This is a genomic window from Agarivorans sp. QJM3NY_30, from assembly GCF_050870855.2.
GTDB lineage: Bacteria > Pseudomonadota > Gammaproteobacteria > Enterobacterales > Celerinatantimonadaceae > Agarivorans.
The window spans coordinates 3,179,686-3,195,598 of record NZ_CP194038.2; the positions used below are offsets into that span (position 1 = coordinate 3,179,686).

The following is a 15,913-nucleotide window of genomic DNA, read 5'->3' on the forward strand; positions in this document are numbered from 1 at the left end:
TTAGCATCCTTTTACCACCCTAAGCGCGGGTCCATTTACAATGCAAGTTGTTGAACAGGCATACCTAATTTGTTTAACTGTGGCAACAACTGTTGCTTGTCACCCACCACAACGATGATCATCTGTTGTGGTGATAAATATTTTGACGCGAACTTTTTCAAGGTCTCACGACTAATTGTCGCGGCAATCTGATTCTGCTGGGCAACAAAGCTGGGATCCAGTTGATGTACCTGCATCTGCATCAAAAATGACGCTTTTTGGGAAGGCGTTGCGTAAGCCAGCGCTTCTTGTTGAGACACCGCACTACGCATATAGGCGAGTTCTTTATCTGTCGGCCCGGTGGTTGAGTAATGTTCCAGCTCGGCAAGTAATTCTTTAATTGCATCAGCGCTTGCATCTTGACGAACATCGGTAGAAATCACAAAACTACCGCCGTCTTCAAAACCGGAGAAGCCACTGCTCACCCCATAGGTGTAGCCCTTATCTTCGCGCAAATTCATATTGATCCGGCTGTTAAAATTGCCACCAAAGTTAAAATTCATTAAGTTGGCTTTGAAGTACTCACCCGTTGCATCATAGGGCATCGCCAAACGACCAATACGGATTACCGATTGCACCGCACCAGGCTTATCAATCAAATAAATCGTCGGCTTACTGACTGATTCGGTAATGCGAAGATGACCACTAGGACTCGCTTGACCACGCCATTTCTGTTGCAAGGGCTGTAAGGCTTGCTCCATTTGAGCTTGCCCCAAGTTACTCACCACAACCAATTGACTTCCCATCGGCTGGTAATGACGCTGCCAAAATTGCTTCACATCCTCGAGACTAAGCGCGCTAACACTCTGCCTCGTCCCGGCACTGGATGTTGCAAGCCGGCTGCTTTCACCAAAAATCAGGCCCTGACTCGCAATACTCGCCAACCAACTAGGTCGGTTATAATTCTGCTCAATGCTTTGCAAATGACGGGCTTTCTCACGTACAAACTCTTGCTCATCGAAGGCCGGCGTTAACAAACGTTGCTGTAAGATATCCAGCACTTGAGGCAGGGTTTCGGTCAGTGAACTCAAACTGATACTTTGACTATACAAACCAGAACCAAAACTAATTGAGGCCCCCAACTCATCTAATTGGTCTGCTAACTCTGCGGCGCTATGGCCTTGAGTGCTTTGCATTAACATTCTTGCGGTTAACTTGGCCAATCCTTCTTGACCAGGCGCTTCGGCGAGACTACCTCCGGGTAAGCGAAACTGTAAGGTGACCGTTGGTGTTGCTTGCGCAGAGGTGCCTAATAGCTGTAAACCATTACGGAGCTGACCGTGCCACAAGGGTGGCAATTTTACCGTTAGCGCCGGTCCCGCACTGGGTTCAATACTTCGGTCAAAACTATCGACGACTTTAGCCTGCTTCAATTGCTGTTCATCGATATGTTGATACACAGGCAGTTGGCGCGCTTTTGGCTGATAATTATCAGGCCCAGCCAATAACTGTCTTTGGCCCTTAGGAACCACACTCATCACGACCCGCGGTTTATCCAAAATATACTGCCGATATGCCTGTTGCACTTGTTGATCATCGACATGGTCAAATTGTTCTAGTACTTTGCTCACATAAAGCGGTTGGCCAAAAAAAGTTTCACCATAAGCCAATTGGCTGACCACATCAGAGACGCTTTCTAAGCTATAAATAGTAGAAGCCTTGAGTGAACCGCGAACTCTTTGTAAGTCAGCCGCATCCATCCCACGCGCAGCCACTTTACTAATGGCTCGGTCAACTTCTTGCTCTAGCTGAGCTAAGCTCAGACCCGCCTGCGGATTAGCCCGAACAGCGATCGACAAGGTACAAGCCATTTCTCGACAATAATGAGAACTATATGCCGATAGTGCTTTACCGCTTTCAACCAATGATTGATACAATAATGAACTTTTTCCACCGCCTAATATCTCAGAAAACATATCCAAGGCGACTTCGTCTTTTGCTCCCGCGAACACCGTTGGGTAGCTGATGTAGAGTAAAGGGATATGCACCCGATCTTCTAAAGAAATATAACGAGTCTCACTCAATTGAGCCGGCCGCGGTTTAATTTTAGGAACTTCTGGTCCGGTCGGGATCGTCGCAAAGTACTTATTAACCCAAGTCAGCGTTTGTTCAATGTTGATGTCACCACCAATACTAAGCACCGCGTTATTCGGACCATACCAACGTAAGAAAAAAGCTTTAAGATCGTTTACATCCACTCGATTTAAATCTTCGATATAACCAATTGGCTGCCAAGAATATGGATGATCTCGAGGATATAAGGCTTCATCGACCCGCTCCGACAATAAACCATAAGGCGCATTATCAACCCGTTGAGCGCGCTCATTTTTAACCGTAGCACGCTGGATTTCGAATTTCTTTTGACTGACCGCATCAAGTAAAAATCCCATCCGGTCGGCTTCCAACCACAACACTTTTTCAAGTTGATTCGCCGGCACGGTTTCATAATAATTAGTACGGTCTTTGGTGGTCGATCCATTCATCGTACCACCAGCCTCATTGATGATCCGAAAGTGCTCCTGATCTCCGACGTGTTTTGAGCCTTGGAACATCATGTGTTCAAAAAAATGAGCAAATCCTGATTTCCCGACCACTTCGCGATTCGAACCGACATGATAAGTCACATCAACATGTGCTAAAGGCGCGGAATCATCTTGATATAAAATGACGGTTAGACCGTTTGCCAAACGATATTTTTTATAGGCAATCTGGAGTGCTCCGTCACTTGCGGGCGAAGCTTCAACTAAGGTCACACCTGCTGGCAACGTTGGCAACTGTTGCGTGTCAAACTGCGAGCATCCAACAACTAAGTAAAGAATGCTAAAAACACTCAACCATCTAAGCACTATTGTTTCCTCATTTATAACAATTTAAATCGACGCGAGTGACGCGCCGAAGGCTAATATCAAACCGTAGCGAGCCGTTTTACCAATCAACATCGCGATCGCGCATTGCCAGACCGACAACTTAGCGGCCCCAGCCAATAAACACAAAAGATCACCCACCAGCGGCAACCAGCTCAACAGTAAGCTCCAAGGGCCGTATTTATTCAACCAGAATTTAACCTTCGCTTGCCGAGCTAAATTCGGAGGGCCAACCAAACGCCGTTTGAGCGAAGCCATTAAGCCCCACCCCATAGCGAAACTGAATAAGCTACCCAAGGTATTGCCAACACTCGCCACAACTAGCAGACTTAACCAACGCTGTGGATATTGTAACAACAATGTACTAAACAACAGTTCCGAGCTTCCTGGCAGCAAAGTCGCCGAACTAAAAGCGCTAAAAAACAGTAAACTTAACAAAATAATGACCGAGCAGCGACCGACTTTTTTTGGACGCCCCTGCAATTTCGTGGACAACACCGACTAGAGCTCTCGCCGCTTTCAGCAGGCAGAGCACTTAAGCAGGCGATGAAAACAGTACTTTCTGCAAGCAACACCAATGCTATTGAACCAACTTAGAGTGAGGCTGTAACTGTTTCAAGCCTTGCAAGACGAGAGCTGCGACAACTTTTGCACCTTCGGGTTGAAAATGAGTATTGTCACTTTTACCCTCTGGGTATGCTTGGTAAATCCCTGCAGGAAGATTCATAAAATAGTGTTCAGTGACATAATCACGCCCCTGCTGTGAAAAATATTTAGCCGAAGAGCTCGTCAAATCAATCAAATCTACCTGGAGTTGTTTCGCGACTTCCTTCATTGCTGCGGGATATGCTCCATGAGCACTCCCTAAAACTGCACCAGACCAAGGATAGTTACGGGTCACTGGGGTAACAAGGATTGGGACAGCCTGCTTTTGACGAGTTTGCGCAACAAATAAACGCAAAAACTGCTGATAACCCTGAATATTGACATAGCGCTCTGGCTTTTCAAGCGCAGCATCATTGTGACCAAATTGAATCAATACCAAATCATTCGGCTGCAAGGCATGGTATACCGCTTCCCAACGGCCTTCTTCAAAAAAAGTTCGACTACTGCGCCCCCCCTTGGCGCGATCATCCACCAGCGCTTGTTCACCAGAAATCAGCGCAATATCCGCCAAATTGTCTTTGGTCAACAAAGGTTGAAGAACTTGCCCCCAACCCGTTAAAGGATAACGATGACTCATATAAGCTGACTCGAGAGAATAGTCAGTCATCGTTGAGTCACCAACTAAATAAATCGTAATACTTGGCATATCCTGCTCTTTACTGCGTACTGAAAAACTAAGGGAGAGTAACATCGCGAGTAATATAGTGATGGTCTTATTCATAATCGTGGACTCTCTGGACAACTTGATAACCGCATTTACTCAAGTGTAAGATGCTGATCAAAGTACTTATTTGGCCACAGTGGTCGTACATCAACAACATCCATAGAAGCCGCCTTCGCCGCCATGATGCCAGCGTCAGCATCTTCAAACACCAAACAGCGCTGAGGCTCAACATTCATTAACTTCGCGCACAACAAGAAAGTATCCGGCGCGGGTTTATGAGCATCGACCAAATCAGCGCCAACAATGGCAACTAATTGCTCAGCGATGCCTAATTTATTGAGCAAGAACTCCGCTTCCTGCTGAGAAGCACCAGTGCCCACAGACATCGGTTTTTTGCCCTGAAAGTGATTAAATACAGTCAATAACGGCGTCGCCTGTATTTCTGCATGAACTAAGTCCTGATAGTGCTGATTTTTCGCTTCTACCACCGCATCCACTTTAATCCGTGTCATATTGGCCTGCGCTAGTAAATTTTCTACAGTTTGTTCCGCTGGCATACCACTCATCGCCAACATTTGCTGCGCGGTGTAAGGAATCGCAAAATGCTTTAATACTCGCTCCCAAGCAGCTTGATGCTGTTGCAACGAATCGATTAAAGTCCCATCCATATCAAAAATAAAAGCGTCATAATCTTGGTATTGTTGGATATTCATTGTCTACTCGAAATTATCTAGAACTAAACAGCAGCCCTTTCAGCCGATCATCATACCAACAAGCCTTCATAAAATAGACAAAAATAATTTGTAAATACCGCCGTACAGCTAAGGCAAACAACAAATCGCTAGCCAGTAGATGCCCACAGAAAGAGTCAACTGAAAAACACACAGTCGCTTTCCACGGGGATAAATTTAAAATGCCCAATGCAGAATCCTTGTCTTAAGCTCTGGTCACCTAAATTTCAAAGTCTTATCTGGGGTTAAGCAGCATGATGTAAAACCAACACGCGAGAAGCGTCTCGAAAATAACACGAAACTAGGTTGAGTTTATATTTTTAGGTTAAACTAACATTATTCAAACAGTTAAGAGTAATAATGGAAAAACTATGGTGCGTTTCTTCTTAGTTCCTTTGCTACTTACAATACTGTGGACGTTATTTTTGTTCCACTACGGTCTAAGTTTTAAACAAGGTCGAAAAGGATATTATTGGATCATCGCAATCAGCAGCCTACTCATTGGCTTTTTCGGCGTCATGATGTGGTTAACACGTTAAGCATAAAAAAAGCTTGCCTAAGCAAGCTTTTTTTAGATGGTTAGAGTATTAGCCACCAACTAAGGATAGTAATACCCCGGCGGCAACTGCGCTACCCAATACTCCGGCAACATTCGGTCCCATCGCATGCATTAATAAGAAGTTATGAGGATTAGCCTCTAAACCGACCTTATTGGCGACTCGGGCCGCCATTGGCACTGCCGATACACCAGCAGCCCCAATCAATGGGTTAATATTCCCCCCCCCGACACGATTCATCACTTTCGCCATCAACACCCCTGAAGCGGTACCAATAGCAAATGCGATCGCCCCAAGCCCCAAAATCCCTAAGGTTTCAACCGTTAAGAACTTGTCAGCTGACAACTTAGAACCAACGGCCAAACCAAGGAAAATGGTTACAATATTAATCAGTTCGTTTTGTGCAGTTTTGCTTAAACGATCAACCACGCCACTCTCACGCATTAAATTCCCCAGACAAAACATCCCAACCAAGGGCGTTGCCGCTGGTAAAAACAGAATCGTTAAGCCAAGCACTGCGATTGGAAAAATTATTTTCTCCCGCATGCTAACTGGGCGTAATTGTTCCATTTGAATTTCACGTTCTTGTTTAGTCGTCAACGCGCGCATAATAGGCGGTTGAATAATCGGAACCAAGGCCATGTAAGAATAAGCAGCTACCGCAATCGCGCCCAATAAATCAGGCGCCAATTTAGAAGCTAAAAAGATAGCCGTAGGTCCGTCGGCACCACCAATAATGGCAATCGCAGATGCGTCGGCAAGCGTAAAGTTAAAACCAGGCACCCAGTTTAAGGCTATCGCGCCAAATAAAGTCGCAAAAATCCCGAATTGAGCGGCGGCACCTAATAACAACATTTTGGGATTAGCAATTAATGCCCCAAAATCCGTTAAAGCCCCCACCCCCATAAAGATCAATAAAGGGAAAACGCCAGTTTCGATCCCCACATGATAAATGTAATACAGTAAACCACCCTCTTCAGTAAAACCTGCGTTAGGAATGTTTGCTAATACTGCACCAAAGCCAATGGGTAATAACAATAAGGGTTCAAATTTACGGACAATCGCCAAATATAGCAGTAATAAACCCACTGCCATCATGACCACCTGACCAAGCTCAAAATTGGCGATACCCGTTTCGAGCCAAAGCTTCATTAATCCTTCCACTGTCGCTCCTTTATGCGATGCTAAGCAGGATTTCGCCTACCGCTACCGCATCACCTTCTTTAACTAGAACCTCTGCAACCACCCCGGTTTTAGCGGAACGAATTTCGGTTTCCATTTTCATTGCTTCCATGATCAACAATACGTCACCTTCCTGAACTTGCACCCCAGGTTTGGCCAAGACTTTAAAAATATTTCCAGCTAATGGTGCCGGCAGTGCTTCACCGCCAGTTGGGACCGCCACAGGGCTTGCAGGCGCAGAAGAACTTACAGCCGCCACTCCATCAATGGAGCCTTCAGGACCGACATCAACGGTGTAAAGCTGCCCATCGACCCGTACCGAATAAGTCTCGACAGAACCTTGCTTAACAGCAACCGCGGGCGCGGGCTTAACGTCATCGGCGCTAGGCATCGGCTCAAAAGCGGATGCATCGCCACGATTCTCCAGAAATTTCAAGCCGATTTGTGGGAATAAGGCATAAGTTAAAGCGTCGTCAATCACCGCATCTGCCAGCTTAAAGCCTTTGTCTGCTGAATGTTGTTTTATTTCAGACTCTAAACGTTCCATTTCAGCTTCGAGTAAATCAGCTGGACGACAAGTAATGGCTTGTTCGCCATCAAGCACTCGTTTTTGTAGTTCACTATTTAGTTCGCCGGGAGCTTTACCGTAATGACCAGTTAAAATACCAGCCGTCTCTTTGGTAATGGTTTTATAGCGCTCCCCGGTAAGCACATTAATCACCGCTTGCGTGCCCACAATTTGTGAGGTTGGCGTGACTAGCGGGATATAACCTAAATCTTTACGAACTTTAGGGATCTCTGCCAGTACTTGGTCCATTTTATCGGCCGCTCCCTGCTCTTTCAGTTGGCCTTCCATGTTCGTCAGCATCCCACCAGGCACTTGCGCAATCAGGATCCGAGAATCAACCCCCTTCAAGCTGCCCTCAAACTTCGCATACTTCTTACGAACTTCACGGAAGTAAGCGGCAATAGCTTCCAATTTCGTCAGATCTAAACCAGTGTCACGCTCAGTCCCTTCTAGCATCGCCACGATAGTTTCTGTTGGGCTATGTCCATAGGTACAGCTCATCGAAGAAATGGCGGTATCAATAATATCCACCCCGGCTTCAATGGCCTTCATATGAGTCGGTAGACTTAAACCCGTGGTCGCATGACAATGCAAAGCTATCTCTACGTCAGTATCGGCTTTCAGACGTTTAATTAATGCCTCAGCTTCATAAGGCTTAAGTAGGCCAGACATATCCTTAATTGCAATCGAATGACAACCAAGGTCTTCCAAGCGCTTCGCCAAATCAACCCAGTTTTCGATAGAGTGAATCGGACTAGTGGTGTAAGAAATCGTTCCTTGGGCATGCGCCCCACAATCAAGCGCCGCTTTTACCGCCGTTTGAAAGTTACGAGGATCGTTCATCGCATCGAAGATACGAAAAACATCCATCCCATTTTTAACTGCGCGCTCTACAAAACGTTCGACCACATCGTCAGCATAATGCCGGTAACCCAATAAATTTTGTCCCCGTAGCAACATCTGTTGCTTGGTATTTGGCATGGCTTTTTTCAGTTCTCGCAGACGCTCCCATGGATCTTCACCCAGATAACGAATACAAGCATCGAAGGTCGCCCCACCCCATGTCTCCAGAGACCAATAACCAATTTGGTCTAATTGCTCAGCAATGGGCAACATATCTTCAATACGAAGACGGGTTGCTAGCAATGATTGGTGCGCATCACGTAGCACAACATCGGTTAAAGCAAGTGGTTTAGACATTGCGTTAAATCCCCTTTAGTTATTGAGCCTTCCGGTACTGTTGAACCGCTGCAGAGATCGCAGCAACAACGGCGGTATTATTGGCTTGTTTAGTCGAAGTAGAAGACGAGTGACTAGGCTTGGTTGGTTCGATCAATGGCGGAGCTAATTTGGCAAGACCTAAAACGGCTAAAATAAGCAACGATAGGAAAGCAAACACGGCGACCATCCCGATCCCCATAAGTGTGGCTGCTTCCAACAACAGCTCGGTCATATCTATCATATTATTAATCCACATCCTTTAAGATTGCCGTAAGAATTACATGCAAACTGACAAAAATCAAACTGGAATTTGAATAAATATTCAAAATATTAGTATTGTTAATTTTATTTTATCAATAGGAAAATTCATAATCTAGTGACGGCGAAACCTGACAAGGCTAAATAAGCTATATATTAACAAGCTGTTAACATTCATCGCGATACAGATTATTGTCCGATTTATAAGCTAATTTACCAGCTTAGCTAAACTAAAAGAAGCCTGCAGGATCACAACAGTTACAAAATGAAGCTGAATAAGAGATGAATACCAATTTCAACTAGAGATCCTAACTTCGTAAGATAAAAATGTCCCCTATAAACCATCAAATTATTCACAAGCAGGTATCACTAAAGGCTAAAAAAATACCCTGATTTAAAAACCTTAGCGCGCTATCAATGATAGCTATGAAGCCAGCTTCGACAAATTAATATCAAATAATAGTGAGGGACTTGGCTTTTAAGCAAAGCGCAACAAAAATGAATCAACTCATTGAAGAGGCCGCCGTCTGCGCGCAGATTCAAAGCTATCGATCAACCAATAACAATTCTAAATATCGATGTCATTCATCGAATGTCGATGATGATTAGCTGAGCGCAAATACAATATTTGTAAGAGCATAAGCGCATCGAAACCGCTTTAGAGCAGTAAACAAAAGAGAAGTCATAGAAAGGAGATGGCGCGCGTGGAAGGATTCGAACCTCCGACCGCCTGGTTCGTAGCCAGGTACTCTATCCAGCTGAGCTACACGCGCACAGATAACACTTGAATAAAAAACTCACATTAATGGTGAGCCTCTTAAAGAATGGCGCGCGTGGAAGGATTCGAACCTCCGACCGCCTGGTTCGTAGCCAGGTACTCTATCCAGCTGAGCTACACGCGCGTTGAAATCGATGGCGGTGAGGGAGGGATTCGAACCCTCGATAGGGCTACAAACCCTATACTCCCTTAGCAGGGGAGCGCCTTCGGCCACTCGGCCACCTCACCACGATTTCACTCCAACAAAATCAGCATAACACTGATTTTAAGAAGAATGGCGCGCGTGGAAGGATTCGAACCTCCGACCGCCTGGTTCGTAGCCAGGTACTCTATCCAGCTGAGCTACACGCGCGCAAAAACACTGCAATATAAGAATGATCACTCATTCTATTGTAAATAATGGCGCGCGTGGAAGGATTCGAACCTCCGACCGCCTGGTTCGTAGCCAGGTACTCTATCCAGCTGAGCTACACGCGCACAGAAACACTTGAATAAAAAAAGCTCACATGAACTATGAGCTTTTAAAATAATGGCGCGCGTGGAAGGATTCGAACCTCCGACCGCCTGGTTCGTAGCCAGGTACTCTATCCAGCTGAGCTACACGCGCACAAAAAAACTGTTTATATAAAAACGACCGAAATCATTCTACTTTAAATATGGCGCGCGTGGAAGGATTCGAACCTCCGACCGCCTGGTTCGTAGCCAGGTACTCTATCCAGCTGAGCTACACGCGCGTTGAAATCGATGGCGGTGAGGGAGGGATTCGAACCCTCGATAGGGCTACAAACCCTATACTCCCTTAGCAGGGGAGCGCCTTCGGCCACTCGGCCACCTCACCGCGATTTCGGATGCAGATATTACTGCTTCCAAAAATATAGTCAAACCTTTTTTGCCAGTTTTCTTTTGTTCGTACAGCTTTCGAACAGTTCGCTGTATTTTTGATAGATATACGTCCAAAAATGCAGCGAGCACAATTCTTTCTGAACCAGCAAGCGAACCGAAGAACACCGCATAAACAACACATCAGGCGATATATCTTGCTGCACTGTTTTCAATCAAATGGTCAAACCAAAGCCCCCGAGAACATCAGATGACACAATAAACTTCAAAACATCATTTACCAAACCCGACAAAGCCGATCGAAGTGAAATCGATTGATGACGATGTGAGCATTACTCATACGCATTTAAATAGCTAAATCGCTAAAAACTAACCAAATACAAATCGCAAATAACGGTGCTTCAATGAGGTAGGTGTTCAAAGTAAGCAAAGGCTGATATCAATGTCTGTGCTTTGCGCTTACTTTAGATAAGCCACAGCAAGCAAATGTCACCGATAACATGATGCATCAACGAAGCCGTGACCAATCACCAGCGACTTGAGGTTCAACTTAAAAGCATTTTTGGAAGTAAACCAAATGGCATACCTTGCGACATCAATGATGGTTCATGAAAAATCAATCAAATGAAGATGAGACATGTTAAACAACAAACAGTTAAAGCTTTTAGGCGCCGACTGAAGGTCTACCTCAACGGCTTGGTTAGAGGGCGCTGCAGTCCCAAAAACACAAAAGGAAGCCTAAGCTTCCTTTTGTAAATTTGAGCACCAACGCGTGCTTATGCGCTGGCATTTTTCTCGGCTTGAATGCGCATATAAATTTCTTCACGGTGAACCGAAACTTCTTTCGGTGCATTAACACCGATACGTACTTGGTTTCCTTTCACACCCAATACGGTCACAGTCACTTCATCCCCAATCATCAAGGTTTCGCCTACACGACGAGTCAAAATTAGCATTTATATCTCCTTAAATTCGATTTCTTATTCTTTAGCGACTTAACAGACTATTATTTTCAATTATTCAGCCTATAGACTAGCCTGTTTAAGTCGCAGAGTCATTATTATTGGTCGAGCTTGTAGGCGCTATGCAACGCACGCACGCCCAGTTCCAAATATTTTTCATCAACCACTACCGATACTTTGATTTCAGAAGTTGAAATAAGTTGCATATTTATTCCTTCTGCACCAAAAGTCTCAAACATAGTTTTAGCGACACCGGGGTGGTTCATCATGCCAACGCCAACAATAGATATTTTTGCTAAAGAATCTTTACCTTGGACTGCTCGGGCACCCAATTTTTCGCAAGTTTGCTCTAGTAAGACTTTGGCGCGTTTATAATCATTACGATGTACCGTAAAAGTAAAGTCAGCTGTACCATCGCCCATTGAGTTTTGAATAATCATATCCACATCAATGTTCGCTTCCCCAATCGGAGTCAAAATTGCCGCTGCCACCGCAGGTTTATCTGGCACACCCAAAATCGTTAAGCTCGCTTCATCCCGATTAAAGGCAATACCAGAAATGACCGGTGATTCCATTTTATTTCCCTCATAGCTAATTAGAGTGCCATTACCTTCTGCAAAACTGGATAATACTCGCAGTGGCACATTATATTTCCCGGCAAATTCCACTGCACGAATTTGCAGAACCTTCGCTCCCAAGCTAGCCATTTCAAGCATTTCTTCAAAAGTAATACTCTCTAAACGGCGCGCCTTAGGCTCAACCCGCGGATCAGTGGTGTATACACCATCCACATCGGTGTAGATCTGGCACTCATCGGCCTTCAGCGCGGCTGCAATGGCAACAGCAGTGGTGTCTGAACCACCACGACCAAGCGTAGTAATATAGTTATCTGGGCTACGCCCCTGAAACCCAGCAATCACCACAACTTTATTCTTCGTTAAGTGAGCCTTGATGTTTTGATCGTCAATGCTAGTAATACGCGCTTTACCATGCGCATTATCAGTATGCATTTGGATCTGATCTCCCGTCATCGAAATCGCATCACAGCCCTTCTTCTGTAAAGCAATACTCAACAAGGCTATTGTCACCTGCTCACCAGTTGATACCAGAACATCCTTTTCACGCTCACTGGCGTTTTCATCGATTTGATTCGCTAAGCCCAACAAGCGATTGGTTTCACCAGACATCGCTGAAAGCACCACAACTAAATCGTCACCCGCTTGTTTATGCTTAATCACTCGGTCAGCCACGGCTTCGATACGCTCTATCGTACCCACCGATGTACCGCCATATTTTTGAACAATTAGTGCCACTTGCTTTCCTTCTTTCTTAACACTGAATGTTGATATGTTTAAAGCTTTTCGCCTAGCCACTGTTTCACTTGTGCCAGCGCATTTGCTATACCATCGGGATTATTACCACCAGCTTGTGCCATATCAGGTCGACCGCCGCCTTTACCGCCAACGCATTGGGCTGCAATATTAACCATTTCACCCGCTTTAACACGGCTTGTTAAATCTTTAGTGACGCCAGCAATTAGACTGACTTTACCGTCGCTTACCGTGCCCAAGAGTACCACGCCACTTTCCAATTTAACTTTCAACTCGTCTACGATGCTGCGCAAGGCTTTGCCTTCAACACCATCGAGGAAGGCAATTAATACTTTCACACCGTTAATCGTTTGTACTTGATCTGCCACATCGTTACTGGCGACACTGGCCAATTTGTCTTTCAATTGGGAGATTTCTTTTTCCAACATCTTGTTTCGGTCAACCAGCTGCATCACTTTTTCACCGATGGTGAATTGATCACCTTTGACCAAGTTAGCTGCCGTTTGAACTTCTTCGGTTAATCGATGGATCAGATCAATCGCAAATTGCCCGGTAACGGCTTCGATACGACGGACGCCAGCTGCAATCCCTGATTCGCTAGTCACTTTGAAAAAGCCAATATCACCAGTATGATTTACATGGGTACCACCACAAAGCTCTGTAGAGAAGTCACCCATGCTCACCACCCGCACGTCATCATCATATTTTTCACCAAATAGCGCCATTGCACCGGCTTGTTTGGCTTCTTCCAAGTTCATCACCTTGGTGAGTACTGGTAGGTTACGGCGAATTTGTTGATTGACTAAATGTTCGATCTGACTAATCGACTTCATCGAAATCGCTTCAAAATGAGAGAAATCAAAGCGTAAACGTTGCGCTTCAACTAACGAACCTTTTTGCGATACATGCTCGCCAAGTGTTTGTCGTAAAGCTGCATGTAATAAATGAGTCACCGAGTGATTAAGTGCCGTGTTCCAGCGGCGACGTGAATCTACTTTGGCCCTTAGTTGCTGCTGGGCAAGACTAGCCCCTTGAACATATCCCTTATGTAGAAAGGCTTTTCCTAACTTAATGGTGTCTTCAACGACAAAGCTACCGCCGTCAAATTGAAGCTCACCAGCATCCCCAGCCTGACCGCCAGATTCAGCATAAAATGGCGTTTTATCAAGCACTAAAATGCCATGATCACCATTCTCTAACACCGACTGTTCCTCACCTTCTTTAAACATTGCAACAATGTTTACCTCGGCTTCTAGATGTTGATAACCTAAAAACTCGGTTTCGGCGTTAATTTGCAGATTATCGTTGTAGTCCGTATCGAAATGACTCGCTTTTTTAGCGCGTTCTCGTTGCGCTTGCATTGCTGCGGTAAACTCAGCCTCATCGACACTAAGCTCACGCTCTCGAGCGATATCGGCAGTTAAGTCCGCAGGGAATCCATAGGTATCATAGAGTTTAAAAACTAACTCACCCGGGATAACGGAGCCCTCTAAGCCCTGAAGCGCCTCATCTAAAATCATTAAGCCGCGATCTAAAGTCTTAGCAAATTGCTCTTCTTCTTGACGTAAGACTCGCTCAATAACAGGCTGCTGCTTGGCCAATTCTGGGTATGCATCCCCCATTTCGGTAATTAAGGCCGCTAACAGTTGATAAAAGAAACCTTCTTGCGCACCAAGCTTATTCCCGTGACGCACAGCTCGACGAATAATTCGACGCAATACATAGCCGCGGCCTTCATTAGCGGGCATAACACCGTCGGCAATCAAGAACCCACATGCTCGAATATGATCAGCAATGACCCGTAACGATTTATTTTCTAAATCATTGGTACCGATGATTTTTGCAGCTGCTGCAATCAAGTTTTGGAAAATATCAATTTCGTAGTTGGAGTGGACCCCTTGTAAAATCGCAGAGATCCGCTCAAGGCCCATGCCGGTATCAACGGATGGGTTTGGTAAAGGCTCCATATGCCCGTTAGCTTGGCGGTTAAACTGCATGAATACGACGTTCCATATCTCGATGAAACGATCTCCATCTTCTTCAGGGGATCCCGGAGGGCCACCCCAAATATGCTCGCCATGATCATAGAAAATTTCGGTACAAGGACCACAGGGTCCTGTGTCACCCATTTGCCAAAAGTTATCAGACTCAAACTTTTTCTCTGGTGACTTGTCACCAATACGAATAATCCGATCTTGTGGTACACCGATTTTATCGGCCCATATATTAAAAGCTTCATCATCCGAGTGATAAACCGTCACCAACAACTTTTCTTTAGGTAACTTAACCACTTCGGTTAAAAACTCCCATGCGTAAGCAATTGCATCTTCTTTGAAGTAATCACCAAAACTGAAGTTGCCTAGCATTTCGAAAAAAGTGTGGTGACGTGCAGTATAGCCAACATTTTCTAAATCATTGTGCTTACCGCCCGCCCGAACACAACGCTGTGAGGTTGTCGCTCGGGTATAACTACGCTTGTCAATTCCGAGAAATACATCTTTAAATTGATTCATACCCGCGTTAGTAAATAGTAAGGTTGGGTCGTCATGTGGCACTAACGAACCACTTGCCACAACTTGGTGATTTTTGCTGTTAAAGAAGCTTAAAAACGCTTCTCTTACTTCAGCTGAAGTCATCTTCATGAAACTCTTTCCTGGGGGTTTGTAGCAACTCGACTTAGTGGTAAAGCTAGTATTACTCGTCGACAAGCGCTGAAAAAAATGAAACTCAAATTAATCGCGACAATATAGCACGCAGACCTTTATAGGCAAAGTGTTCGACACTTATTGCTGCTGCTCGCTAAACAAAAGATTGATCAGTTCAAAATCGAAGCCACGACGATATAGGTAAGCGCTGCATTTTTGCTGTAAAAGTCGTTCGGAGGGGAAGCCTTGACTGAATTTACGTGCAAACAGCTGCTGAAGGGCTTGATACCAATCCCATTCAGGAAGCGCTAACACTTCTGTGACAATCGCCTTATCGATTCCTTTACTGAGCAAGTATTGATAGAGGTAATTACGTCCATAACCTTTAGCAAGGCGGGAGCGAGTTAATTGCATCGCATAATTAATATCATCCAACCAAGCATTCTGCTCAGCATAGTCAATGGCGTCAGCGATATCCGAGGGTGAATAACCCTTTTGTTGCAGTTTTTGCGATAATTGACGGCGACTATAGGCGCGTCGAGAAAGTAAATTGATGGCTGAGTTTAAAGCGCTACGCTGGTTCATCATTAATAAAAAGGAGCCTTAC

The 15,913-nt window shown here is 45.0% G+C and carries 11 protein-coding genes and 8 tRNA genes; all 19 read right to left on the reverse strand.

Annotated features, from left to right (window positions below):
* Positions 1 to 35: 35 nt before the first annotated feature.
* Positions 36 to 2,885, reverse strand: coding sequence for a M16 family metallopeptidase (locus ACRRSX_RS14395; RefSeq protein ID WP_432452499.1), 2,850 nt, complete (start codon positions 2,883 to 2,885; stop codon positions 36 to 38).
* A gap of 24 nt (positions 2,886 to 2,909) precedes the next feature.
* A complete protein-coding gene (locus ACRRSX_RS14400) occupies positions 2,910 to 3,401 on the reverse strand; it encodes a YqaA family protein (RefSeq protein WP_432452498.1) in 492 nt (163 codons plus the stop codon).
* 82 nt (positions 3,402 to 3,483) lie between these two features.
* Entirely contained in the window at positions 3,484 to 4,290 is an 807-nt protein-coding gene (locus ACRRSX_RS14405) for a rhamnogalacturonan acetylesterase (protein WP_432452497.1), read from the reverse strand.
* A 35-nt stretch (positions 4,291 to 4,325) separates the two neighbouring features.
* Positions 4,326 to 4,946 carry a beta-phosphoglucomutase family hydrolase gene (locus tag ACRRSX_RS14410; protein WP_432452496.1) on the reverse strand — a complete coding sequence of 207 codons (621 nt, stop codon included), beginning with the start codon at positions 4,944 to 4,946 and terminating at the stop codon, positions 4,326 to 4,328.
* 605 nt (positions 4,947 to 5,551) lie between these two features.
* Complete coding sequence (locus ACRRSX_RS14415) at positions 5,552 to 6,685, reverse strand: sodium ion-translocating decarboxylase subunit beta (RefSeq protein ID WP_432452495.1); 1,134 nt, start codon at positions 6,683 to 6,685, stop codon at positions 5,552 to 5,554.
* Between the two features lie 10 nt (positions 6,686 to 6,695).
* Positions 6,696 to 8,471, reverse strand: coding sequence for a sodium-extruding oxaloacetate decarboxylase subunit alpha (oadA, locus tag ACRRSX_RS14420; RefSeq protein ID WP_432452494.1), 1,776 nt, complete (start codon positions 8,469 to 8,471; stop codon positions 6,696 to 6,698).
* A gap of 19 nt (positions 8,472 to 8,490) precedes the next feature.
* The gene (locus ACRRSX_RS14425; RefSeq protein WP_432452493.1) at positions 8,491 to 8,733 is read right to left on the reverse strand and encodes an OadG family transporter subunit; all 243 of its coding nucleotides are present in this window, start codon (positions 8,731 to 8,733) and stop codon (positions 8,491 to 8,493) included.
* Between the two features lie 713 nt (positions 8,734 to 9,446).
* Positions 9,447 to 9,523, reverse strand: a tRNA-Arg gene (locus ACRRSX_RS14430).
* Between the two features lie 52 nt (positions 9,524 to 9,575).
* A tRNA-Arg gene (locus ACRRSX_RS14435) sits at positions 9,576 to 9,652 on the reverse strand.
* 11 nt (positions 9,653 to 9,663) lie between these two features.
* Positions 9,664 to 9,756: transfer RNA gene (locus ACRRSX_RS14440), tRNA-Ser, on the reverse strand.
* A gap of 47 nt (positions 9,757 to 9,803) precedes the next feature.
* A tRNA-Arg gene (locus ACRRSX_RS14445) sits at positions 9,804 to 9,880 on the reverse strand.
* A gap of 48 nt (positions 9,881 to 9,928) precedes the next feature.
* Positions 9,929 to 10,005, reverse strand: a tRNA-Arg gene (locus ACRRSX_RS14450).
* Positions 10,006 to 10,058: 53 nt separating this feature from the next.
* Positions 10,059 to 10,135 (reverse strand) — tRNA-Arg (locus ACRRSX_RS14455).
* Between the two features lie 50 nt (positions 10,136 to 10,185).
* Positions 10,186 to 10,262: transfer RNA gene (locus ACRRSX_RS14460), tRNA-Arg, on the reverse strand.
* An 11-nt stretch (positions 10,263 to 10,273) separates the two neighbouring features.
* Positions 10,274 to 10,366, reverse strand: a tRNA-Ser gene (locus ACRRSX_RS14465).
* Positions 10,367 to 11,144: 778 nt separating this feature from the next.
* Positions 11,145 to 11,324, reverse strand: coding sequence for a carbon storage regulator CsrA (csrA, locus tag ACRRSX_RS14470; protein ID WP_137671596.1), 180 nt, complete (start codon positions 11,322 to 11,324; stop codon positions 11,145 to 11,147).
* Positions 11,325 to 11,428: 104 nt separating this feature from the next.
* Positions 11,429 to 12,643 carry an aspartate kinase gene (locus ACRRSX_RS14475; protein ID WP_432452492.1) on the reverse strand — a complete coding sequence of 405 codons (1,215 nt, stop codon included), beginning with the start codon at positions 12,641 to 12,643 and terminating at the stop codon, positions 11,429 to 11,431.
* 38 nt (positions 12,644 to 12,681) lie between these two features.
* Positions 12,682 to 15,303 carry an alanine--tRNA ligase gene (alaS, locus tag ACRRSX_RS14480; protein ID WP_432452491.1) on the reverse strand — a complete coding sequence of 874 codons (2,622 nt, stop codon included), beginning with the start codon at positions 15,301 to 15,303 and terminating at the stop codon, positions 12,682 to 12,684.
* 141 nt (positions 15,304 to 15,444) lie between these two features.
* The gene (locus tag ACRRSX_RS14485) at positions 15,445 to 15,894 is read right to left on the reverse strand and encodes a regulatory protein RecX (RefSeq protein WP_432452490.1); all 450 of its coding nucleotides are present in this window, start codon (positions 15,892 to 15,894) and stop codon (positions 15,445 to 15,447) included.
* Between the last annotated feature and the right edge of the window lie 19 nt (positions 15,895 to 15,913).